This is a genomic window from Paenibacillus sp. NRS-1782 (assembly GCF_050467685.1).
GTDB classification, from domain to species: Bacteria; Bacillota; Bacilli; order Paenibacillales; family Paenibacillaceae; genus Paenibacillus; species Paenibacillus terrae_A.
In genome coordinates, this window is the sequence record NZ_JBITPH010000019.1 from 63,790 (window position 1) to 87,758 (window position 23,969).

Here is a 23,969-nt window from a genome sequence, read left to right on the forward strand (position 1 = left end):
CTATGGAGTGGGCCATGAGCATGATTACACAATACGGGTACATTGCTATTTTTGCACTTCTTGCTCTCGGGATTATCGGTCTTCCAGTTCCTGATGAAATTATTATGGTCTTTGTCGGCTATCTGTCCTCTATTATGGTACTGAATTATTCAATGTCTGTACTGGTCAGCTTTATGGGGGCCATGACAGGCATGATGATCAGCTACACGCTCGGCAAAAAGCTGGGACAGCCATTAGTGGATAAGCACGGCAAGTGGGTCGGGCTGACACCGAAGCGGTTTGCAAGGGTGAAGGGGTGGTTTGCACGCTTCGGGCTGTGGACCCTTCTGGTCGGTTATTTCATTCCGGGCGTCAGGCATGTGACAAGCTACTTGTCTGGAATTAGCGCAATGCCTGTTCGAAAATATATACTGGTCGCAAGCGCGGGCTCTCTCGTATGGACCCTTATTTTTATCTCGATTGGTTATATTACCGGAGCGAATATACACTTTCAATAAGGTTATACCAAAAGTAATGTAGCATTTTTCATGTATTCCACCGATAATATAATAAAGAAACATGGTCCATTTTACTTTACGTTATTTCATTTATATTGGCATTACGGCTGTCATCAGGCTCATTATTGTAGATCACGATGATGCCAAGAATACATTTTGGTGGTCCATTGCCATCCTGGTCATGGTAGGTTCTCTATTGATCGCTAACAGTAAATGGTTAAAAAGAGAAAGCTAATCGTTAGGACAGATTACAAGGTTGACAGTCAAGAAGGAGAGAGGGAATAAAGACGAATGGTAAGAAATTGGATGAATCATGCGGGTGTTAGACGGGTAGCCGTCCTTGCAATAATCATTTTGGCGTTGTTTTTATTAAGAAGCATGATGAATATTATTTTGTTAACGCTGCTGCTTACGATCCTGATCGGCAGTATATATAACGGAGTGAGCAAGCTGATTAAGCGGTTCGCCAATGTGCCGCCTACGATTGTGCTGCTACTGGTGTACGTATTGCTGATTCTGATCATCATATGGGGAGTTTATCGGATGGTGCCGCTGATTAGCGTGCAGGTCAAGCAGGTGTACCTCATGATTCAGCAAGCATATATGTACCCGGATCGTAACCAATGGAACGAAACGATTATTGAATTTATGGATACGCTGAATGTTCAACGGCTATTTGAGCCTGGCTTGAATGCAGTCATGAAAGTAAGTCAACTGGGCACACAACTGCTGGTGTCGATAATTTTGAGCTTATTCTTCCTGATGGAAAAATCCTATATTACACGCTTTACAGCTACGTTTAAGCATAGCAAGCTGGGGTGGTTTTTTGAAGAAGTGGGTCACTTTGGCCGCATGTTCCTGGGTACGTTCGGGAAGGTGCTGGAGGCTCAACTGCTGATTTCACTGATTAACTGTATATTGACCACGATTGCGCTCTGGATTATGGGTTTTCCCAATCTGCTCGGTCTTGCATTGATCATCTTCGTATTGGGTCTGATTCCGGTGGCAGGTGTGTTCATCTCACTGTTGCCGCTCGGTCTGATTGCCTTTAGCGTCGGAGGCATTCATTATGTCATCTACCTGATTATTCTGATTGTGGTGATCCATGCGATTGAAGCCTACTACTTGAATCCGAAGCTGATGTCATCCAAAACCAATTTACCGATTTTCTTTACCTTTGTCGTCCTAATTTTCTCTGAACATCTGATTGGAATTTGGGGCTTGATTGTTGGTATCCCGCTGTTTGTCTTCTTCCTCGATCTGATCGGGGTACAGCGCAAGCAAGAGAAGGATACCTGATTTGACGAATGCTTGCGAAGCCGCAGGCATTTTTTAATTCTGGGCTATCTGTAGTACACTGAGTACAAAAGATGTTGCGAGTTAAATAAGGAAACGAGATGATATGGGTGGATCAGAAAATCAAGGTACTGGCTATATCGGGGAGCCTTCGTCAAAAGTCCTCCAATACAGCCTTATTAAAGGCTACCATTGGGTTAGCGCCAGAGAATATGATATTTACGATGTATAACGGATTGGGTGAGCTTCCTCATTTTAACCCGGATCTGGATGTAGAAGACGGGCCGGCTTCCGTCAAGGAGCTGCGGGAACAACTGAAAGAAGCGGATGGGGTATTGATCTGTACGCCGGAATATGGGAATGGTGTTCCGGGTACTTTGAAAAATGCATTGGATTGGATCGTTTCTTCGGGCGAATTTGTAAATAAACCTACAGCAGTTATTAGCGCGTCACCTTCTCCTATGGGTGGGAATCTGGCCCATGCCTCTCTGTTGCTAACACTGCAAATGATCAATGCCGAGATTGTGGAAAATGGAAAGGTCATGATTCCGCATATCACATTGAAGCTAAATCAGGAAGGCGTAATTACCGATTCTGAAACCAGGCAGGAGTTACAAGCATTACTTCAAGGGCTTGACCAAACTTGTTCGAGACAGACAGTATAGAGTAAAACAAAAGCAGACCCTTCATGAACACATCATGGAAGGATCTGCTTTTTAACTTAATCAAATGTTAGATAGTATCCAATAAGCTCTCATATACCTTTAATCGGGCATATACCGTTTCAAGTATCGGATATGCATCATTACTGCCAGAAGCCAATGCAAGAAGTGAACCATGCAGGTGACTCGCTTCAATCGGAAGCTTTTTATGCATATCACGTTGCATGGATGACATCATCTCTGGTCGTAAGGACTCCATCGTTTTCAATGTATGAGCTTCCATCTCTGAATCAATCGGTATCCCTGCGTTGCGAGCAAGTGTGACCATCTCATGCAGCAGCTTTTCGTATATAGCACGTGACTCTGCCGTGGCAAGTATAGTCCCGACAGAGGTATCCATTAGTGTTGTGATTCCGCTCAAGCTGGCAACAAATATATATTTCTGCCAAACTTCACGCTGGATATCCTGACTTCGTGTGACTATGAAGCCTGCATGATCAAGATGATTCAGCAGTATTTGTGTACGCTCTGATTGCACGCCGTTCCATTCACCGAAGACGATACGGTGGAATGGACTTGTCTGAACGACAGAACCATCATGATCTAGCGTAGTTTCGATATAACAAAGTCCTCCCAGCACTTTTTCCGGACCGAATTGCTTGCGTAAAGAGTCAAAATGTTCGTAACCGTTAAGTAACGGAAGAATCATGGTATGTTCACCGATATAGGGCTCAAGATCGAATTGCAATTGGGGCAGATGATACGCTTTGACCGCAACGATAATGCAGTCGAACGGCTCGACAGCTTCACCATATGTAATAGCACGGATTGGCGTGTGAAAATTCCCATGAACACTTTTAACAATCAGACCGTTTGCTTTCAAACTAGACTTTTTGGAAGGACGTACGAAAAAGGTTACGTCTTCTCCTTTTTGAATAAGACGTCCTCCGAAGTAGCCTCCAATAGCCCCTGCACCTACAATCAAAATTCGCATCATAGGGTCCCTGCCTTTACTTTTGCATTCCCGTACAGTCGTTCTACTATGTTCTCATCTGCCTTAAAAACATGCTCTTCGCCCGGAAAAGAACGGTCCTTCACGTCCTTGACATATTGCCCGATGCTGTCGCGGATCAGAGTACCTATATCCGAATATGTTTTTACGAACTTTTTCTCCCGGTAAGAAGAGGAGTATTGCAGCATGTCATGGCAGACTACACCAGCTACCTCAGCCAAACCAGCAGACGGATAATCATATGCCATAATCATGCTTATAGGTAAACCTTCTCGTTTCATTTTCTTCAATTGCAAAATATTAAGCGCCTTTGGAGTTGCCATGGTTACATTCAATCCTTTCCCTATCTATGTTTTAGATCACAAAAAAAACCTTTCAGCACATGGCCGAAAAGGTCCGAAAGGCAAAAAAAGAGTCAATTTGCGACCGTTCTTTTGTCTCGGTCCTTGCGGATCAGAGCAAAATCCAACGAGTTCACCTCCATAGGCTCACACATCTACATATTGAATTACACTAAACTAGAGTACCGTTCGAAGTTGTCGATACAGCCTCTCACGGAAGTATATCAAAATATAGGGTTCTTGCATAACTTTCTCTGCAATACGAACAGAACAAGCCCTTCCAACTTCCTAATGGGAAGCGAAAGGGCTTCAGCTTGCAGATACAGTATATAAAATATAGTTAAATCTTTAGACCTGCACGAGCTCACGAACTCATGGACGGTCGATAAATTCGTACAGAAAGGATTGACCCTCTCGATAGAAACGTGGATCGTATACGCCCAGACGCTTTCCGTCGTCTACAACGACCACGAAGGGCGACCATTGCACAAGCGTTTGTGCCTTTGGATTGCTGGCAAACAGCGCATCCAGATTAGCCTGGTCCTGGGATGGCAGCTTTGTTACTGTACGAAAGCCTGTCCACAGGGAGCCTTTACTCAGGGTGACTACGGAGTCCTTTTTGCTAATCACAGTGAACACACCCGGGACAAAATCGGCAGATAGCGCTGCCTGCTCATAAGGTGCTTGTGTCTTTTGCTGGTGCAGAATGAGCATGCCTTGGGCAGTCTGGACGGTGAAATGCAGCGCCATCAGCACCCAGACGATCCGGTAGACGGCCATCGAGGAAATTCGAGCAGAACGCCGGAAGCGGACATAGAGGAACCCCGCCAGCATCAACGCCCATAGAACAAGGTCCACAATCGGAATCGTCCCGAAGGTCACTCTCATCTGCGAGAAAGGTTCAAAATACCCCGTGCCCCAAGCGTTAAACAGGTCGCTCGTATCGTGAATGAACACCGCCAGCAGGGATATTCCAAACCACCGCCAGCCGGATTGTCGGAAGAGCAAGCGCACCAGCAGGGCAATACATGCCGCCCACACGGGAACGAGGAACAGTGAATGGGTAAGACCCCTGTGCCACATCTGGTATCGCCCCGACACATCCCACAACGCAGAAATCACATCTATATCAGGGATTTGCGAGCCAACAACGGTGGTGAATAGCAGTGCGCCCTTTTGCCTGCGCGTCATGTCCTCCTTCTTGACTGCGCCGTATAAGGCCAAGCCGAACAGTGTATGTGTAATAGTATCCATAATGACTCTCCTTTTGGCACAGATACTTTAATTGTAGCATGGTCCTGGTGTATTTGGAGAGTGCGGAGGTGATATAATAGGGCACAAATAGCTTCATAGGATGATGACTGAGCAGAGGAGAGAATACTGATGTATGAGAAGATTGTGGCATATGGTCTAGGCAAAAAAGAAGCGATAGAGGATTACCCTTTTGGTCCTGAGCCACTGGCGCTGAAGGTGGGAGGCAAAGTATTTGCTCTCCTGAGAGAAGCGAACGGTATTTGCCAAGTATCTCTGAAATGTGATCCGGTTATTGCGGAAAACCTGCGTGAGCAAAACGAGGCGATAAAGCCGGGATATCATTTAAATAAAAAGCATTGGAACACGGTAACGGTCGATTCTACTTTCCCGCTGGAGGATTTGTACAGCATGATAGACCATTCGTACGAGCTGGTTTTCAAAAGCTTGACCAAAGCGCAACGTGAAGCCATTACAATGAGAATACGGGCAACCGATCTGTGAAAGGTGTGAGGTTAAAGTGTGGGATCAATAAGAGGCTTGAAGATCGAACATTTTTACTTGACAGAAAACACGTAAAGATATATTCTTAATTTAAAGATAATTGATTTAAAAATAATATTAAGGAGTGGAACGGGAACATGGGCGAATTGGTGAATATTATTCAAGAGAGAAGATCAGCTTCTAAATACATTCCTGATGTAACAATAGATCAAAAAGAACTGGAAGAGATATTTCAGCTGGTGAAGTTTGCTCCATCGGCTTTTAATTTACAGCATGCGCGCTATATCGTGGTTCAGGATTCGGATGTGAAACAAAGACTGCATGATGAGGCAAGTAAACAGTATAAAATATTAACGGCTTCGGCGACCATTGTGGTACTGGGGGATACCGAGGCGTATACGAAAGTAGCTGACCTCAATGAAGGGTTTCTGAACCTGGGCGTCCTGAGCAAGCAGGAATATGACAGCACGGTGGAATCGGTAACCCAATTCTATCGCGAACGGGGAACTGTCTTCCAAAGAGAAGAAGCGATTCGTAATGCCAGCCTGTCTGCCATGCAATTTATGTTGATTGCCAAGGACAAAGGCTGGGACACTTGCCCGATGATCGGTTTTGACCCGGAGAAGGTACGGGAAGTATTGAATATTCCTGAAAATTTTGTGCCAGCTATGCTGATTACCTTGGGGAAAGAAGATGTATCTGGTCAGCGTGCACGTGGATACCGTAAGCCAGTTGGGCAATTTGTCAGCTACAACGGATTTTGAAATGTATAAATAAAATCAGATTAGATGAGGAAAAGGAGTGACTGAGATGTCATTGAAAACAGCAGGAATTCATCATATCACGTCCTTTGCAGCAGATCCGCAGGGCAATGTTGATTTTTACGCAGGCGTGCTTGGATTGAGATTAATTAAAAAGACGATTAATTTTGATGCTCCTGAAGTATATCATTTGTATTTTGGTAATGAACAAGGTAGCCCAGGAACGATTATTACCTTTTTTCCGGCGCCGGGTACACGCAGGGGTAAGATTGGGGGCGGACAGGTTGGAATTACGACGTATGTCATACCTTCCGGTGCTTTGGAATACTGGGAAAATCGTCTGCACAGCTTGAAGGTGTCTTTCTCGAAGGCCACTCGTTTTGGAGAGTCATTCATTCAGCTCCGAGACAATGAGGGCTTGCATTTGGAACTGGTGGAGCGGGAAGGAGGCCCGGCGAACACGTGGACAGCAGGCGGCGTGCCTGCGGATAAAGCGATCAAGGGCTTTGGCGGCGCCGTGCTGTTCAGTGCTAATTCCAAGCATACGCAAGGCGTGCTGGAGAACGTTCTGGGCATGACTCCCATCGGAGAAGATGCAGATGCAGGCTACATTCGCTATCAGGCGACTGGCGATTTGGGCAATCTGATCGACATTCCGGTCAAAGATGTACCGTGGGGCAACGGTGGTGCGGGTACGGTTCACCATATCGCCTGGCGTGCGCAGGACGATGCGGAGCATCAGGTGTGGAACGAAACGGTTCGCCAGCATGGCTTTGGGACGAGCGGTATTGTGGATCGCCAATACTTCAATGCAGTATACTTCCGCGAGCAAGGTGGTATTTTGTTCGAGATTGCGACCGATCCGCCCGGCTTCACTGTAGATGAGGAATTGAATGAATTGGGTCACAAGCTGATGCTGCCAGAGTGGTTTGAGTCACAGCGTTCCCTGATTGAGTCTCATCTGGTTCCCGTTGAAGTTAGAGTATTGAAGCAGGATTAATTAGGATAGACCACGACACATCAGGATAAGTAATAAAAGGTCCAATTGCGGGGTGCTTCTACCGCAATTGGACCTTTTCGCTTTTGGATCTTTCCAGTGCGGTCATACTCCATGAGCTGTCTTAAAAGTTCGGCTTCATAGCGGTAAACCTGTCTAGATCATTAACAGCTCACGAATCTCCAGCTCGGTCAGTGCCGAAAGGGTTTCTTGTCCCGGCTGGATGACCTGGTCAATGAGATTTTTCTTTTTTTGCTGTAATTCATACATTTTGTCCTCTACCGTACCTTGCGTGACGAGACGAATCACCTGCACGACTTTTTTCTGGCCCATCCGGTGGGCGCGATTGGCAGCCTGTTCCTCTACAGCGGGATTCCACCACAGATCATACAAGATGACGGTATCTGCCCCGGTGAGATTCAGGCCGGTTCCTCCTGCTTTCAGAGATATCAGGAACAGATCGCGTGCTCCTTCATTAAAACGGCTACACAGCTCCACACGTTCCGAAGCGGGAGTCTGCCCGTCCAGATAAAAGTAGGACACTCCTTCCTGAGCAAGCTCACGTCCGATCATTTGAAGCATCGTCGTGAATTGTGAAAAGATGAGCATCCGCTTGCCTGAACTAAGGCATTCCGTAATGATCTCAAGCAGCTGCTCAAACTTGGCTGAGCTTCCGGTGTAGCCCTCAATGAACAAGCCCGGATGACAACAGAGCTGGCGAAGCCGGGTCAGACCCGCAAGGATCTTGATCCTGTTTTTCTGGAAGCCTTCCTCATTCAGATGCTTTAATGTCTCATGCTTAAGCTTGGCCAGATAGGCGGTATACAGCTTCTTCTGATCCGGCAGGAGCCGCGACACCTGAACGGATTCGATTTTTTCAGGCAGCTCCTTCAGGACGTCGCTCTTGAGGCGGCGCAGCAGAAACGGTCGTACCCGCTTGGCGATCACATTCCGGGTGAGATTGTGAAATGCTCTTTTTCCATCGGGAAATAGCTCGGGAAATACCACATCGAAGATGGACCATAGCTCCTCCAATGTATTTTCCACCGGTGTGCCAGTCAGAGCAAAACGGTAACGGGCTGTTACATCCTTCACAGCCTGTGCTGTTTGGGTGGCATGGTTCTTGAATGCCTGCGCCTCGTCCAAAATCAGCGTGTGGAACGATAGCTTGCCGTACAAGTCCGTATCCCGACGCAGCAGAGGATAGGAGGTGATAATGACATCATACTGCGCTGCGTCCCTAATGATTCGATTACGCTCATCCGCGGTGCCGTCTGCAATAGCGACACGGATATGGGGTGCAAACTTCTCCAGCTCATTCCGCCAGTTGTACACCAGTGACGCAGGAGACACGATGATGGCTGGAAGCTGCTGCTTACGGATTTCCGGCAGCACGGAGACGAGGAAGGCGATGCTTTGCAGCGTTTTGCCCAGTCCCATATCATCTGCCAAAATGCCCCCGAAACGGTAATGCGCCAGCGTCTTGAGCCATTGAAAGCCGTAAACCTGATAATCTCTGAGGATCGGTGCAAGTGTGTCGGGTACTGGAAAGTCGAGATGATCTGGATTACGAATATTCTCCAGCAGTTGGCGAAACGTTTTGCCCAGCGTCAGGTTCTTCCCTTGGTCATGGGGATCTATTAAATACAGTCCTTGCGTAACGGGGATGCGAATTTGTGCGGCATCCAGGTCGCTTTTGCGAATTCCCGTTTCGTTCATGAACCGGATCAGTTCCATGTATTCCTCTGTTTCCAGCGGTAGCAAAGCGCCATTCGGCAAGCGGTGATATCTTCGCTTTTCCTCCAATGATTTTAGCAGCTGGCGGATTTCGGATTCCGGAATGCCCTCGATATCAAATTTAAATTCAAGCCAATCGGTGCGTTCGTCCAGCTCTACTCGTACCTTCGGGGTGGGCAGGGTATTGTTTATTTTCGATTTAACAGCACCTGTGGCATATACCTCTACCAGCTTTTCCAGCTGTGGCACTGTATGATATAGAAAATCATATTCCGCATCCTCATCTTCCATAACATATCCACTGTCAGTTTTGGCGAAGGAGCTATGCTCCATCAGATCCAAAATTTGTTGTTCCTGCTCCCCGTCCCGTATCAGAATACGGTCGTTGTCGGGCTTCCGCTCGTCGGTTTCCAGTGGGTTCACGATGATCTCCCCGTATTGGAACTCCAGTCCAGCCAGCAGCTTGTCTCTTACCCGATCCAGATATAGCTTCGCCTTTAAAGGCTGCTGTGTAACCCGCTCAGAGACAGAACGTGTCATGTGGACACGTCCAAGCTTCATCAGCCCGGGAACAACCTTATCCATAAAGGACTCCATCTGTTCCGCTGCAATCTGAATCCTCCGCTTATGATGGACTTCGACCATCCGTTTTAGCTCGGACAGACGTTGCAGCGGATCATTCTTTTGCTTTACGAGCTTGCCATCGGCAATGACGATGCCGTAGTCCTCCATAATGGTCAGATCATCCAGCCCTTGAATGCTTAGCTGGTAGCCCTCGGTGTCAGTCTCGGCTCTATCGAATTCGAATTGCAGCGGAAGCATGCTGTCCGACTGAGGAATACCCTCGGTTGTGTTTCCGTGAATTTCAAACTGGACGCCCTGTGCTGCTGCCAGCAAGGGGAGCAGCTTTTCCCAGGCCGCAGGTGGAATGAGCAGCATCCGTTCTCCACTCATATGGCTGCCAGAGGACGAATACGTACCCGAGGTTTCCCGGATCATTCTCTCATTACGACGAACCTGAACCAACTGTTGAAGAATAGCGTCATGCTCGAGTCGAAATCGGTACAACTGAGGCTCGTATGAAAAGTTTCTCGTAAACATGTAGCTGTCGCCACGATCAATACTGTCGAGAAACGGACGGATTTTCTGGACGATATACAATCGTTTGGGCCCGGCTTTCATTTCTATACCAAACATGTACTTTTGGTAACCATAGGCAAAGGGACGAATCACAAACTGAAAATCCAGAATAGCGCGGGTATCCAGCAGGGTAAGGGTGCTGCGAAGCGGCTTCTTGCTGCTGAATAGCTTTAGCATACTGTCCGTCAGCTGGAGGTCGCTCTGCGTGATACCGGAGAATCGTGCCGTCCGGGCGTGATCATACGGAGCAGCGGCAGCAGTATAGATTCCGTCTGCTTCAGTTCCTTCTACTGAGTCTGGGGTCATGTCCGAATGGAGTTTGGAAGCATAAGAACGCACAGACAGACTTTTTCCGCTCAGCATTTCATAGACGTTAATAAGAACAGCAGTAATATGCTTACAATACCGTCCGGTGGTTTGAAATGTGCTACAGGTGCATTCTGCGCGGATATTGCCGTTAGGACGGATCATAGCGGCAACGGCATAGAAGCGATTTCCTTTGATCGTAGCCTCATACACACCATCATCATGATCTATTTGGGTGAAGGCCACTCTTTTGGCCCGATAATAGGCGTCCCCGTCGTCATAAGCGGCTTGACTGCATAGCTGTCTAATGACCCGCCGGGTAAGTTCAAAGCTCATGGTTCGCAATCCTCTCTTGAGTCGTTCCGTTTTCTTTTATGATAACAGAACAGGCGTGATCGTGGACACATGCGGATGGTTATTTGGGCGCTGTTTGGAATATTTTGATATTGTTTTTACAAGCTGTACATAGCAGGATACAATGGAAGTGTATAGAAAGGAGGCGGACGCTTTTGCAAGAAGAAGATAAAAAGGCTAATTCCAAATCCGGCTCATCCAAATGGTATCTAGGCAGTGCGGCGGCGCTGCTTCTTTTGAAGGGGAAGTCGTTGCTGGCTCTATTGAAATTCGGTAAATTCGGCGGTGCGCTGTTATCTATGGCGACGACGATTGGCTTCTACGCGCTGCTGTACCCGTGGGGCTTTGCGGTTGGTTTTGTGCTGCTGCTGTTCGTGCATGAGCTGGGGCATGTATGGGCTGCCAAGCGGAAAGGACTTCCGGTATCGGCACCGTTGTTTATCCCTTTTCTGGGTGCGCTGATTACGATGAAACGGCATCCCCTGGATGCGCAAACAGAGGCGTATGTGGCGATGGGCGGCCCGCTACTGGGCACGGTTGGGGCTATGGTGGTATACGCGGGAGCCTACGCAACGGACAGTCCGCTATTGTATGCACTGGCGTATATTGGTTTTTTTCTGAATCTGATCAATCTGCTGCCGATTCACCCGCTCGACGGCGGACGAATTTCCACGGCAGTAACGCGGTGGTTGTGGCTAGTAGGCTTGTTGGGTGGAATCGTCGTCATTGTGTATTTAAAATCCTTTTTATTTTTCCTGATATGGGCGCTCTTTGCCTACGATTTGTACAAAAAATATGTTAAACGCAATAAAGGAGAGGTCAAGCTCCTATCTTCATTGCAAAAGCCGCTAGTTAACGTACAGCATCTGTATGAGCAAGGATACCCGCTACCCGGACCGGAGCATACCCGTAGACTATCCTTTAATACCTACTCGGATCTGGAAGGACAGCAATATGTGACGGTGTATATGGAAAGTCTGGATGTGGAGCAGACGCTTTTGCTGCCACAGCAGTGTCTTGTCCAGGATGTAAGGCTGAATGGTGTGGAGCATATCCCGACACCGGATGCGTATCAGCTTAAACTGCTGTGTGAGATTGACTACCTTCCGTTTGAAAATGATAAATATTATGAGGTACCCACGTCATCACGCTGGAAATTCGGGATGGGTTATTTGGGACTGGCCTTGTTCTTGATGGGGATGATGTATGTGGTGCATCAGCATATAGGGGATGTAAGGCTGTAATGAAAAAAGGCGCGGAATTTTGCTATTTTTAACCTGCGCCTTTTACAATTTTATTAGATAAGGGATATCTTATATTTTTATTATTTAAAATCAGAAGCTTCTACGGGTACCTTTCCTTTAATTAGGAACCACCTGTTATTTTTGTGATTTTGAATGATCCCAATATCAAAAGTGATTGAATCCACATTGTTTTCCAGAAGAATATCGTGGGATATATTGGCTTCCAACGTATACTGAACGGAGTTATGATCTGTTTTATGATGAGAGAACTTTAAATCAGACGCATACTTTCTAATGTGAGAAGGAAGCAGATATTCTATTTTGGAGTTGTTATCTTGAGGAAGTATGATATCTACCAGCAAGTGTCCGTTTTTGAATTTCAAATGAAAATTCTTAACTTCAAGAATTTGTTTCTCAAAATCATTTAAATTTTCCTCCTTGAATTTTTCGAAGTAGTATTGACCAGGATTTAATCGTACAATTCTCCCATCCTCAAGAAGGGCCTCAATGGCATTAAATTCAGGAATGAAATTGATATTTGCAGTCAATTCATTTTCATTGATCATAGTTATTTTGACATTATCTAATACAACTTCATTATTTAATAATAAAGATGCCTTTTTAATGTTTAGGTCTTCTATTCTGTAGGGGAAACTAATCTTAATTTTTTGAGGGCTATCATCATGAGAATTGAAAATAAAATAACTATTCTCACGTACACGTACTTGTCGTATATATTCCAATTGAGTGTTTATAGTTTCATCTGATTTATTTATAACTTTTTCTTGGCTAGTGTTGGTACATCCAAATAAAAAAATAGAATGAGTCAGCACCAACATGGTGATTAGAATAAAACGTAGTCTCAATATGTATTCACCTCTTTTTGTAATTGGTAAACCCTCCTCATTTCGAGGAGGGTATGTAATCAGATTATTTTAAATTAGCGTGGATTATCATAGAGCCAGTATTCTACACCGCCGTTGTTATCATAACTTGAAGCTGTGTATTTGGTATCTCCGAACCATCCCGTATCTGTATACTCATAATTTCTTTTTATACCTCTTGCAGCGCTTTTTAATTCAGCAGTATGCCAAGGTTTAATGGTCACGTCAATGGAAACTTTCTTTCTATATTCCTGACCGATCTTTAAACTCATCTCACCTTCTGCAACTGCTGAAAAACCATATTTTATAGTTCCAGTTACTTCGCCAGTCATTTTTGATTCCGTTTCCAAATTCATTTTTACACTTTGATTACTTCCATTGTTGAATCTGTCGTAAGCTCTTGAACAATTAAGAGCTTACGACATTTTTTAGAACATTTTATTCTGTAAATCCCTTTGAAGAGACTTTTGTACTCCAACTGTAATCACCTTAATCCTGCTCAGTAACCGGGCCTAGTGTTTGGCGGTATTTGAGCGGACTGGTGCCGGTCCAGCGCTTGAACTGTCTGCTGAAATGAGCCAAGCTGGAGTATCCGAGCAGGGAGGCTATCTTGTTCAGCGGCAGATTGGGCTGCTGGATCAGCACTTTCGCCTCGTGCAGCTTCGTCTCCGACAGGTAGTGACGCGGCGAATAGCCGTATACCTTGCGGAATACCTCCTGTGCATATCCGGGACTGATTCCGAGGGAGGCTGCCACATATTCAATGCGGAACGTCGGCTCGGCAGATTCATCATCCCGATAAGGCTTGAACCTGGATTGGATGGCCTCCATAATGGCCTTGGCATACTGAACGGATGAGGGCGAAAGCGTAGGCTCCATCCCGGTAGAAATCATTTGCGAGAATATCCCGAACAGCTCAAACAAGGCAATTTGCATGCGAAAACGATCCGCTGTCGTATATGTTCCGTTCTCCTGCATCATGCCAATCCAGCTGTGCACGATCTTTTGCAGCTTTATGTTCGTTTCAGTACCGGCTGGAAAAAAAAGCTGGTTGCTCTTAATCATCTCCTGACGGAATAACGGATCATCTATATTAAAATGGGTACTGAAATAATACATCCCGTCCGGGGAAGCACATTGACTCACATGCTTGAATCCCGGTGGAATGATCAGAATATCCCCGACACCAACCGAATACACATTATTCTCCATGATCGTCTCCTGACGACCCTCCAAAATCAGTACAATTTCAAAACCGATATGTGACTCTTCTGGCATACACCAGTTTGCTTTTACCCGGTGAATATGAGCGCCAAAAAACTTTACATTCCAGTCAATGTTAGGAAGCCAATGGCAATTTTCGAACAGAGCTGGGTCTACTCCAGAATTCAATATCATCAGATCACCTTCGATTAGGGCAAATTTTACACCGCTTAGACAATCTTATTGTACCTAACATGTAATTATAATAAAAGAGCGTTTACAAATCCTATAATATAAGCTTTTATATAAAAGAGAGCACTTATATAAGGATTGATTGAAAACGATTCCATTTCGAAATCAGGAGTAACTATGGAAACAACATCAATCCGCATAGGGTATGCGCTGGCCTTTGCAGGCTATATCCCGAATGTACCGCAGAGCGGACAGGTTCGCATGACTGGCAATGACCCTTAGCACACGACACTCTACTACGAACATATTGGAGGACGACCTGATGAAAAAGCTGCTGTACGGCGTTGCTTATTATGATGAATATATGCCTTATGACCGTCTGGACCAAGATATTCAAATGATGAAGGATGCGGGCATCAACGTGGTTCGAATTGCCGAATCCACCTGGAGTACGCATGAACCGCAAAACGGAGTGTTTGATTTTACCTCCGTGGATCGGGTGCTGGATGCAATGCATAAGGCGGGCATTGAGGTCATTGTAGGCACGCCAACCTATGCTGTACCGACATGGCTGGTCAAGGAGCATCCTGACGTATTGGCGACAACACCACAAGGCCCGGGCAAATACGGGGCCCGTCAGATTATGGACATTACGAACCCGGTGTACCTGTTCCATGCCGAGCGGATCATACGCAAGCTGATTGGACCGGTGAGTCAGCATCCGGCGGTAATCGGTTTTCAGACGGATAACGAAACGAAGCATTACAACACAAGCGGGCCGAATGTGCAATTGCGATTTGTGAAGCATTTGCGTGAGCAGTTTGAATCACTGGAAGAGCTGAACCACAAATTCGGCCTTGATTACTGGAGCAATCGGATCAATAGCTGGGAGGATTTCCCTTCCGTGGTCGGGACGATTAATGGAAGCCTGGGCGCAGCCTTTTCCCAATTCCAGCGCAAGCTGGTCACGGATTTCCTCGCCTGGCAGGTCGCGCTCGTGAATGAATACAAGCGGGAGGATCAGTTTGTTACGCAAAACTTTGATTTTGAGTGGAGAGGCCATTCCTTCGGCATTCAGCCGGATGTGGATCATTTTGCGGCATCTCAGGCATTTGATGTGACGGGGGTGGATATTTACCATCCAACACAGGATGATTTGACCGGGATTGAAATTTCCTTTGGTGGTGATGTGGCGCGCTCCACGAAGAATAATAATTATCTGGTGCTGGAAACGGAAGCGCAGGCTTTTACCCATTGGGTTCCCTATCCGGGGCAATTGCGACTGCAAGCGTTCAGTCATCTGGCTTCCGGGGCCAATATGGTGGCCTACTGGCATTGGCATTCCATCCATAATTCCTTCGAAACATACTGGAAGGGTCTGCTGAGTCATGATTTTGAACCCAATCCTGTCTATGAGGAAGCACAGACCATCGGGAAGGATTTTGCGAGATTGTCTCCGCATCTGGTCAACCTGAAAAAGAAAAACAAAACAGCCATCCTGGTCAGCAATGAAGCGTTGACATCAATTAACTGGTTCAAGTTCAATATGAATAGTTCGCTGAATTACAATGACATTGTACGTCGCTTGTATGACGAGCTGTATAAGCTGAATATCGGTACGGATATCGTTCATCCGGGTACGGAGTCATTTGACGATTATGATCTCTTGATCGTACCCGTTCTCTACTCTGCACCGAATGCGTTACTGGAAAAGCTGAACCGTTATGTGGAAAACGGCGGTCATGTGGTATACACGTTCCGAAGCGGGTTTACCGATGAGCATGTGCAGGTGAGAACCTCCCGGCAGCCGGGCGTGATTAGCGAAGCCTGCGGCATTCATTACAGCCTGTTCGTGGAGCCGAAGAATGTAACGCTCAAGGATAATCCTTTTGAAGTGGCAGCAGAGGAGAATCAGGTGGATACGTGGATGGAGCTGATTACACCGACAACTGCCGAGGTGTTGGCCTATTACGACCATCCGCATTGGGGTAAATATGCCGCAATTACGCAAAACCGTTATGGTCAGGGAACGGCGACCTACATTGGCTGTGTCGTAAGCCCGGCGGTCATTCGTGAGCTATTCCGTTCTGTCGCGAAGCAGGCGGGAGTGTGGGGAGTAGATCAGGAAGTCTCGTATCCGATCATTGTTAAATCCGGTACGAATGAGCTGGAACGGACGATCCGGTACTATTTTAACTATTCCGAACAAGCAGGCTCAGTTGTGTATCCGCATGGAGACGGCAAGGAGCTGATCGGACAGCAGACAGTTGTTCAAGGACAAACGCTTCAATTAGAGCCTTGGAGTGTTATAATTATCGAAGAAGCGTAAATGATGAGTAATGAGCTGAAATCGACATATAAATGAAATTATATATGTGTCCAGCCGGGAATACCCGGAAAATGAGCGCCCCTGCGTATAGCGGGGCGTTTTCGCATATAGCTGAACAGAGGGGAGCATCGCTATGCCAACCCGAGTAGTTCGCTGGTTTCGGGCACTGACAGCCCCGTATCGACGCAGCATTCAACTCAAGCTGATTTTGACGATGATCGTCCTTTCTGTGCTGCCGGTTATTGCCGTCACGGCGCTGGCTGCGGAAAAAAGCAGAGCGTCGATGGAAACCGAAGTGGTGGAGACGAATATGTCCAATATGAAATGGACGGGAATCTATGTTAGTGACCAGTTAGATCGTCTGAACCACCTGATTTACAGCATTCAGATCAGCCCCGATCTGAGTGATTATTTGAATGAGCGTGAGCCGGGCAATCTTTCCAGTCAATTTAATGCGCAGCGAAAAATGCTCAATACGCTGGCGAATGTATATTATTCGGCCGGGAGCCATGTGATCGGCATCCAGCTCTATTTGAAGCAGCCGCAAACGCTGTTTACCTTCAATGGGATGCAAAATGCCATTACGACGGTGAACGGTATCCCCCCTCAGTATGCCGAGATGTGGAAAGCGAATAAGGATTATTCGATTCGCATAAGCCCCGCTGCCCCGGAACGATTTACACTGACCCGCAGTATTCGCCGTTTTGAGGATCAGAAGCAGACGGGTGCTATTTCACTGGATGTGCTGTGGTCCCAATTCGATCAGACGCTGGGTTTGCTGGGTCGGGGGGATCAGCATCAGGTTTTTATTACAGGTTCAGATGGAAAGGTGATGTATCCGTCGCAGATTCGCCAGTCCCCTCCTGCGGAGGTACTGACAGCACTTCGGGATGTTCAGCCGGGGCCGGGAATGATTAAGACTGCCGGTAATTATGTATTTTATAATGAGTTGGATGTGGTAGGGCTGAGGCTGGTCAAAATCGTACCCACTTCCTCCATTAACCACAGCGCTTTTTCGACCATGCTGTACGGGATTATTATAGGCGGGATCTCCATATTGGTTTCGATCTGCATGGCTGTTTTCATCGCATGGCGTACCGCACGCCCGATTGTCCATTTGGCCCGGTCGGTGCAGGAACTGGAGATGATCAAGGGACCTGCTGGAGAACCCAGTACACGCCCGGATGAGATTGGAATGCTGGAAAGAAGTCTGCATGGCATGGCAGGACGAATCCGCGAGCATATCCAGACGGAATATAGTATGAATTTACAAAAAAAGACGGCCGAGCTAAAAGCGCTTCAGGCGCAGATTCATCCCCATTTTCTGCAAAATACGCTGCAAATGATCGGCAGCATGGTATTTTCCCAAAAGCCAGAGGACACGTATGAGGTCATTCGGTCGCTGAGTGAGATGTTCCGCTACGTGGTACGGGAGCCGCAGGATATGGCCTCCTTACGCGCGGAAATTGACCATGTAGGTCACTATATGCGCATCCAGCAGCGGCGGTTTCCGCGACGACTGGTGTTTCAGGTGGAGACGGATGAACAGGCGCTGGATGTTCGTCTGCCCAAGCTGTCGCTTCAGCCATTGCTGGAAAATGCGTTTCAGCACGGACTGGATCGTAAGGCGGGAGCATGGCGGGTGGGAATCCGAGTGGAGCTTATGGAAGCAGACCTATGCATTACAGTCTGCGATAATGGTAGCGGCATGGCTCACGACAGGCTGGAAGAAGTAAGGGCACGACTGGAAAATCCATCGCAGGAGCCGATCTGGGCGCAGGGTAGCCATATCGGATTAAGCAATGTGGCTTCACGCATACGGATGAATTTTGGAGTGAATTACGGGGTGACGATAGACAGTGAGCCGGGAAGCGGTACACATGTCACCATCCGTATTCCATTCACATTAGCAGGGGAGGAAAATGGATGATCCGGGTATTAATCGTCGATGATGAGCCGTGGAACCGGGATATTCTAAAGACATTTGGCGCATGGGAAAGGCTTGGCATGTCGGTGGTTGGCGAAGCTGAGGACGGAGATGAGGCGTTCAGGCTGGCCGGGGAATTATCCCCGCAGATTGTGATTACCGACATGCGTATGCCGGGTGCGGACGGAGTGGAGCTGCTGCAAGCGCTGAATCACCATTTTCCCGATATGAAAATCATTGTCGTGAGCGGCTATGACGACTTCGCGTATGCCAAACATGCCATTCGGTACAAGGCCGTCGATTACTTGCTGAAGCCCGTCAATCCCGTCGAGCTGAATGCAGTATTGCTTAAATGCAAAGACGATCTGGAGGCCAAGGCAGCGGAACAGCAGCAGGAGGCGGCGGAGCTGGACTATGAGTACTTCCACAAGCTGTCCCGGTATAAGCAACTGCTGCGACTTTATTTTAATGAGCTGAATCGGGAGGGCGTACAAATGACCTGCAAGCAGGTTTGGCAGGAGCTGGAGAGCTACGGGGAATCCAGTCCACATATGCTGGGCAGGCTGGTGCAGGAGCTTCTTTCCCAGCTTAAGGAGCTGGCAGCGTCCAACGGGCTGGATACGCCCACTGCCAAGGCTGGATTTCCACTCTCGCAGGACACGCTATCCTCTGCGGATCGTGCGCTGGAGTTTGTGTCGGCATGTTATGTGCAGGAGCTGGAGCAGCTCATTCGGCAACGGAAGTATAAGAACAAGCTGAATCTGGAGGAGGTTCGGCACTATATGGACAGCCACTTTGCCGAGCCGATTACACTGGAGCAGCTGGCGAAAAACTTTTTTGTCAGCAAGGAGTATATGAGCAAGGTATTCAAGCAGGAGTATGGTCAAAATGTAACGGACTATATCGTGCAGCGGAGAATGGAAAAAGCGCGCGAGTGGCTGGCAGATAAACAAATTTCGATTAAAGCGGTGGCGGAGATGGCGGGATATGAGGACGTATCGTATTTCTACCGGGTGTTTAAAAAGCATTTTGGCATGGCGCCCGGTGAAATGAGGAAGGAGCAATGATGTAGAGAGATAACAGCCGTAGTTTAAAAAAATCCAACCCAACAGGCTAATGATGTCCAATGGCAGAAGTGACCTCCCATCCTATAATGAAAGCGTATACAAAACAAGTAGTACAAAGGAATTAGCAGCCAGTGGGTCACAGTTATTTTCAACTTAGGGGAGGTCATTTTGCATGAAGATGTGGAAAGGTGTATTGAGCACAATGCTGGTTGGCACGTTGTTGGCCGGGTGTGGAGCGAATTCTTCAGGTAGTGACAGCAGCGGTTCCGGTGGAGACGGTAAAACGGTTAATCTCAAAATGTTTATCGCACAGCCCCGTTTGAAGGAGCATTACGATAAATATATTAACGCATTCGTAGCGAAGGAAAAGAAAGATAAAAATATCGACGTTACGGTGCAATTGGAGATGCCGCCTTCCGACAATGCCGCACAAATTTTGAAGACGAGACTTGCATCCAACGATGCGCCGGATGTGTTCGCTCTGCATGCAGTGAATGAAATTCCTCCGTTTTATAAAGCGGGCTATTTGGAGGACCTGTCCGGGCAGCCATTTGTCAGCAAATTGATGGATAGTGTGAAGCCCTCGGTGACGACGAAAGACGGCAAGGTCGTGGCAGTTCCTTTGGAAACGATTTCATGGGGCTACTTGTACAATAAAAAGATATTTAAGGACCTGAACTTGAAGCCACCGGGAACGCTGACCGAAATGAAGGCTGTGGTCGAGAAGCTCAAAGCGAATCATGTGAAGCCGTTCCTGCTGTCCTACAAGGAATCCTGGATTCCACAGTTATTCGTGCCGCTGACAGCGGGTGCGATGATGAACACACAGGACAAGGATTTTATCGAACGGATGAATCAGGACAAGGGCTCTTTTTCCGAAATGAAGAGTATGTTCGACATTATTGATCTGGTGAACAGCAACGGTACAGACAAGGCGCTGGAAGTCGGCGGGGATGATGGATCGGCGGCCTTTGCTGCGGGGAAAGCGGCAATGTGGATTCAGGGGCCGTGGTTTGCGGAAACGATTTTGAAATCTGATCCAAAAATGGATTTTGGGGTAGCTCCGTTGCCGATTAATGACGATCCGAATGCGACATTGATCAATCTGTCGACTTCGACTTCGCTGGCTGTATCCTCTACAAGCAAAAATAAAGAGGTTGCGCTCGATTTTGTCAACTATGTGTTGGACGATAAGGATTCCAGCGCATTCTATGAAGCATTGAAATTCAACCCGATCTCTAAAGTGCATACGTTCAAAAGCTACCCTTGGGTCAATGACGCTACCGAATATGTGAAAGCAGGTAAGTCGTATCAAGATCCGTCCATTCCGCAAGCGGTCAAGGATGAGGCAGGCAAATCGCTGCAATCCTACTATGCAGGCCAGCTCTCGCAGGATGACGTGATTAAGGCGCTGGATAAGGCATGGAAATCATATAACAAAGTAAACAAGTAACGGAAACCTATAGAATTACATCAGGAGGGGGGAGACTCCATGCCCTTTAAAATCTATAAAAAATACGTGATGCTGCTGGCGTTTACCGCCCCGGCGCTGATCTTTTACGCCATCTTCCTGCTTATTCCAACGATCAGCGGTATGTACTACAGCTTTACAGACTGGAACGGATTGAATCCGAATTACAGCTTTATCGGCTTGGGGAACTTTGTGGAGGCGCTGAAGGAGGACCCGGATTTTCTCAATTCCCTCTGGTTCACGCTCAAATATGTACTGGTCATGATTGTGCTGCAAAATGTGCTGGCGTTAGCTCTGGCGGTGCTGATTGAATCACGTACACGTACCAAAGGATTTTTTCGGACGATATTTTTTATGCCGAATATGATCAGTACCATTATTAGCGCATTTATGTGGACGTTCGTGTTTTCCTCCGTGCTGCCGCAGATTGCCGAAAAGACAGCTATCGCCTTTTTGGGCCAATCGTGGCTGGGCGATCCGAAGGTATCCTTCTTTTCCATCATTATTGTATCGCTCTGGAATGGTGTCGGCTATATGATGATCATTTATCTGGCTGCGCTTCAGGGTGTACCGCAAAGCTTGAAGGAGGCCGCTATTATTGACGGGGCGAACGCGTTCCAGACGTTAAGAAGTGTGACGCTGCCGATGATTACCCATGCGATTACCATCTGTTTCTTCCTGACCCTGAACGGTGCCTTCAAAGTCTACGAGGTCGTCTATGGACTGACTGGCGGAGGGCCGGGGCGCAGTACGCAGGTAATTACGATGAACATTTATGAGGAGGCGTTTTCCAACAACTTCCGTTATGGTTACGCAAGCGCTAAATCCGTTATTTTGTTCGCCATCGTGCTGATCTTCACGCTGATCCAGTTACGTGTGATGAAGAAGAGGGAGGTGGAGGCATGAGTCTGAAAAAAGCCAACTCCTTGTTGATTACCCTGATCCTCTGCGTGGGCGCTGTGGTGTCCTTCTTCCCGATCTACATGGCGGTAATTAATTCCTTTAAAACGCAGGGTGAGATGTTCGCATCCTTTACGGCGCTGCCAACGAAGCTTCATTTTGAAAATTACAGTCAGGCTTTTCAACAGACCCATTTGCTGAACAGTGCTCTTAATTCCACGATTATTTCTTTTATTGGAATAGGCGGCATCGTGATCTGTTCGGCGCTGGCGGGCTACAAGCTCTCTCGTACACGGGGAAAAATGAGCAGTGCGATCTTCTCCCTGTTTGTTGCATCCATGCTGGTACCGTTTCACTCCATTATGATACCGCTTACAAGAATGGCAAAGGATTTGTCCGTCCAAGGCAGTACGTATGGTCTGGCGCTGATCTATATCGGCTTGGGTGTGAATATGGCGATCTTTTTGTATCATGGATTCGTCAAATCCATCCCGCGTGAGCTGGAGGAATCGGCACAGATGGATGGCTGTAATGAGTTCCAAACATTCTTTCGGATTATATTTCCTTTGCTGCTGCCGATCACTGTCACGATTGCGATTTTGGATTTCCTGTGGATTTGGAACGACTTTTTACTCCCGCTGTTGATGCTGACGGATGTGAACCACTACACCCTGATTCTTTCGACAAACATGCTGTTCGGGGAGTATAACAAGGAATGGTCGCTCATTCTGGCCGCACTTGTACTGACCTCCATCCCGGTTATCCTGATCTATTCGTTCTTCCAAAAATTCATTATGGAGGGAATTGCGGAGGGAGCAATTAAGGGGTAAAATGGAAAGCCTTCCTATCAACAAGGAAGGCTTTTTTTCTGATTCAGCTTTTTTCGCGCCAACGTTTCAATAAAAAGATAGGAAGGGTTACAAACAAAATTGCAAAGGCTACAATGATCCACCACTGAGGGTCAATGATATACAACACGACTCCGATCAGCAGAACTGTTGTTATTATGGAAATTCTCACTTTTAACATTGTTCTCTTACTCACCCTAGCTTCTAATTTTGGCAGCGTTATGAGGGTGATTGCAGTTAACGCAGCAAAAAATATTGAGGTAAATGAATTATACATAATATCAGCTCCTATAGGACTTACAATAGTTCAACGTTTTATTGTGGAGGCACGTGTAGGTTATTGACCACCCATAGGTTTAAAAAGAAACAGAGAATAAAGATTGCTAAAATGGCTCCGACAATGATTAAAATAGTTTTCATTTTCCAAGTTAGATTCTAAAAACTCGATTCCCACAGTATCTATCATTTTAAAATCCCCCTTCAATGCACAGTAAGTACGATTATAGAGCAAAGTCAACTATCCCTCAGCCATTTTTTGAGTGACTTCTATTTTTACTCCAGCTATACAGGATACGAACGATAACGACTGCACATCCAACAATAAGGACTGTTGTATGCCATGTCCACGCCTGTAGTCCGCTAAGAAAAACAGGAGTTACACCCAAAGCGACTGCAAAAACAAGTCCTATAATGGTTACTATATCTGGAGCTTTGCTGTCCTTTCCCATGGAGCTTTTAAAGATGTTAAACAGTAGGCTACCAGCAAGGATTAACACAAGGATCACAAACAAATAGACATTCATGAAATCACCCCTTAGTTACTTGTAATATCGTAGTAACCGACATGTAAATTGAGGGTTACACCTCGTCCCTGGTTGTTGGCTTCGATGATAGCGGCTGGCAAAGTCGTTCCTTGTAATCCAGGCACTGCCGTCATTAAAGCAAAGACCAGAGACGATGTGGACTGTATATTTTTAGCTTATAATTAAAAATAAAAGCGTAACTGTTATCAGAGTTAGATATATACTATATAAGTTGAACTAAAG

At 46.8% G+C, this 23,969-nt stretch carries 22 protein-coding genes and 1 pseudogene; 14 read left to right on the forward strand and 9 right to left on the reverse strand.

Going from position 1 to position 23,969, the window contains the following annotated elements; all coding sequences use genetic code 11:
- Nucleotides 1–2: 2 nt before the first annotated feature.
- From ACIFQM_RS08490 to ACIFQM_RS08505, 4 genes and pseudogenes are all read left to right on the forward strand, one after another.
- Nucleotides 3–497, forward strand: a complete 495-nt coding sequence (locus ACIFQM_RS08490) for a DedA family protein (RefSeq protein WP_430065266.1) — start codon at nt 3–5, stop codon at nt 495–497.
- A 67-nt stretch (nt 498–564) separates the two neighbouring features.
- Nucleotides 565–732 (forward strand): annotated as a pseudogene (locus ACIFQM_RS08495) (phosphate-starvation-inducible PsiE family protein); the annotation flags it as partial.
- Between the two features lie 56 nt (nt 733–788).
- Nucleotides 789–1,796 (forward strand): AI-2E family transporter, encoded by a 1,008-nt coding sequence (locus tag ACIFQM_RS08500; protein ID WP_430038385.1) that lies wholly within the window; start codon nt 789–791, stop codon nt 1,794–1,796.
- A 98-nt stretch (nt 1,797–1,894) separates the two neighbouring features.
- Nucleotides 1,895–2,458: an NADPH-dependent FMN reductase gene (locus ACIFQM_RS08505; protein WP_430038384.1), complete on the forward strand. Its 564-nt coding sequence runs from the start codon at nt 1,895–1,897 to the stop codon at nt 2,456–2,458.
- Between the two features lie 67 nt (nt 2,459–2,525).
- On the opposite strand, the gene ACIFQM_RS08510 is transcribed toward ACIFQM_RS08505, so the two are convergent.
- From ACIFQM_RS08510 to ACIFQM_RS08520, 3 genes are all read right to left on the reverse strand, one after another.
- A complete protein-coding gene (locus ACIFQM_RS08510; RefSeq protein ID WP_430038478.1) occupies nt 2,526–3,449 on the reverse strand; it encodes a ketopantoate reductase family protein in 924 nt (307 codons plus the stop codon).
- Nucleotides 3,449–3,790 carry a 3-methyl-2-oxobutanoate hydroxymethyltransferase gene (locus ACIFQM_RS08515; RefSeq protein ID WP_430047260.1) on the reverse strand — a complete coding sequence of 114 codons (342 nt, stop codon included), beginning with the start codon at nt 3,788–3,790 and terminating at the stop codon, nt 3,449–3,451. The genes ACIFQM_RS08510 and ACIFQM_RS08515 overlap by 1 nt, the downstream gene beginning before the upstream one ends.
- Before the next feature lie 390 nt (nt 3,791–4,180).
- Nucleotides 4,181–5,062, reverse strand: a complete 882-nt coding sequence (locus tag ACIFQM_RS08520; RefSeq protein ID WP_430038381.1) for a metal-dependent hydrolase — start codon at nt 5,060–5,062, stop codon at nt 4,181–4,183.
- Nucleotides 5,063–5,191: 129 nt separating this feature from the next.
- On the opposite strand from ACIFQM_RS08520, the gene ACIFQM_RS08525 reads away from it, so the two are divergent.
- From ACIFQM_RS08525 to ACIFQM_RS08535, 3 genes are all read left to right on the forward strand, one after another.
- Nucleotides 5,192–5,563 carry an MmcQ/YjbR family DNA-binding protein gene (locus tag ACIFQM_RS08525; RefSeq protein WP_430038379.1) on the forward strand — a complete coding sequence of 124 codons (372 nt, stop codon included), beginning with the start codon at nt 5,192–5,194 and terminating at the stop codon, nt 5,561–5,563.
- A gap of 137 nt (nt 5,564–5,700) precedes the next feature.
- Nucleotides 5,701–6,327 (forward strand): nitroreductase family protein, encoded by a 627-nt coding sequence (locus ACIFQM_RS08530; RefSeq protein WP_430038377.1) that lies wholly within the window; start codon nt 5,701–5,703, stop codon nt 6,325–6,327.
- Between the two features lie 46 nt (nt 6,328–6,373).
- Nucleotides 6,374–7,324 carry a ring-cleaving dioxygenase gene (locus ACIFQM_RS08535; RefSeq protein ID WP_430038375.1) on the forward strand — a complete coding sequence of 317 codons (951 nt, stop codon included), beginning with the start codon at nt 6,374–6,376 and terminating at the stop codon, nt 7,322–7,324.
- 153 nt (nt 7,325–7,477) lie between these two features.
- Here ACIFQM_RS08535 and ACIFQM_RS08540 read toward each other — a convergent pair whose 3' ends face one another.
- Complete coding sequence (locus ACIFQM_RS08540) at nt 7,478–10,840, reverse strand: SNF2 helicase associated domain-containing protein (protein WP_430065268.1); 3,363 nt, start codon at nt 10,838–10,840, stop codon at nt 7,478–7,480.
- Nucleotides 10,841–11,013: 173 nt separating this feature from the next.
- Between ACIFQM_RS08540 and ACIFQM_RS08545 the strand changes: the two genes are divergently transcribed.
- Nucleotides 11,014–12,102 (forward strand): site-2 protease family protein, encoded by a 1,089-nt coding sequence (locus tag ACIFQM_RS08545; protein WP_430038371.1) that lies wholly within the window; start codon nt 11,014–11,016, stop codon nt 12,100–12,102.
- A gap of 80 nt (nt 12,103–12,182) precedes the next feature.
- Here the strand turns inward: ACIFQM_RS08545 and ACIFQM_RS08550 are convergent, their stop codons facing one another.
- From ACIFQM_RS08550 to ACIFQM_RS08560, 3 genes are all read right to left on the reverse strand, one after another.
- Entirely contained in the window at nt 12,183–12,968 is a 786-nt protein-coding gene (locus ACIFQM_RS08550; RefSeq protein WP_430047264.1) for a hypothetical protein, read from the reverse strand.
- A 74-nt stretch (nt 12,969–13,042) separates the two neighbouring features.
- The gene (locus tag ACIFQM_RS08555) at nt 13,043–13,336 is read right to left on the reverse strand and encodes a hypothetical protein (protein WP_430065270.1); all 294 of its coding nucleotides are present in this window, start codon (nt 13,334–13,336) and stop codon (nt 13,043–13,045) included.
- A 139-nt stretch (nt 13,337–13,475) separates the two neighbouring features.
- Nucleotides 13,476–14,384: a helix-turn-helix domain-containing protein gene (locus ACIFQM_RS08560; protein ID WP_430038366.1), complete on the reverse strand. Its 909-nt coding sequence runs from the start codon at nt 14,382–14,384 to the stop codon at nt 13,476–13,478.
- A gap of 319 nt (nt 14,385–14,703) precedes the next feature.
- Between ACIFQM_RS08560 and ACIFQM_RS08565 the strand changes: the two genes are divergently transcribed.
- From ACIFQM_RS08565 to ACIFQM_RS08590, 6 genes are all read left to right on the forward strand, one after another.
- Nucleotides 14,704–16,710, forward strand: a complete 2,007-nt coding sequence (locus ACIFQM_RS08565) for a beta-galactosidase (protein WP_430065272.1) — start codon at nt 14,704–14,706, stop codon at nt 16,708–16,710.
- Between the two features lie 133 nt (nt 16,711–16,843).
- On the forward strand, nt 16,844–18,640 hold the full coding sequence (locus ACIFQM_RS08570; RefSeq protein WP_430065274.1) for a sensor histidine kinase: 1,797 nt from the start codon (nt 16,844–16,846) through the stop codon (nt 18,638–18,640).
- Nucleotides 18,637–19,704 (forward strand): response regulator transcription factor, encoded by a 1,068-nt coding sequence (locus ACIFQM_RS08575; RefSeq protein WP_430038360.1) that lies wholly within the window; start codon nt 18,637–18,639, stop codon nt 19,702–19,704. Before ACIFQM_RS08570 ends, ACIFQM_RS08575 begins: the two co-directional genes overlap by 4 nt.
- 172 nt (nt 19,705–19,876) lie before the next feature.
- Nucleotides 19,877–21,157 carry an ABC transporter substrate-binding protein gene (locus ACIFQM_RS08580; protein ID WP_430038358.1) on the forward strand — a complete coding sequence of 427 codons (1,281 nt, stop codon included), beginning with the start codon at nt 19,877–19,879 and terminating at the stop codon, nt 21,155–21,157.
- A gap of 39 nt (nt 21,158–21,196) precedes the next feature.
- A complete protein-coding gene (locus ACIFQM_RS08585; protein ID WP_044645320.1) occupies nt 21,197–22,081 on the forward strand; it encodes a carbohydrate ABC transporter permease in 885 nt (294 codons plus the stop codon).
- Complete coding sequence (locus ACIFQM_RS08590) at nt 22,078–22,905, forward strand: carbohydrate ABC transporter permease (protein WP_430038356.1); 828 nt, start codon at nt 22,078–22,080, stop codon at nt 22,903–22,905. Before ACIFQM_RS08585 ends, ACIFQM_RS08590 begins: the two co-directional genes overlap by 4 nt.
- Nucleotides 22,906–22,948: 43 nt before the next feature.
- Here the strand turns inward: ACIFQM_RS08590 and ACIFQM_RS08595 are convergent, their stop codons facing one another.
- Both ACIFQM_RS08595 and ACIFQM_RS08600 read right to left on the reverse strand, forming a co-directional pair.
- On the reverse strand, nt 22,949–23,200 hold the full coding sequence (locus ACIFQM_RS08595; RefSeq protein WP_430038354.1) for a hypothetical protein: 252 nt from the start codon (nt 23,198–23,200) through the stop codon (nt 22,949–22,951).
- Nucleotides 23,201–23,447: 247 nt separating this feature from the next.
- On the reverse strand, nt 23,448–23,726 hold the full coding sequence (locus tag ACIFQM_RS08600) for a hypothetical protein (protein WP_430038352.1): 279 nt from the start codon (nt 23,724–23,726) through the stop codon (nt 23,448–23,450).
- Nucleotides 23,727–23,969 lie beyond the last annotated feature (243 nt).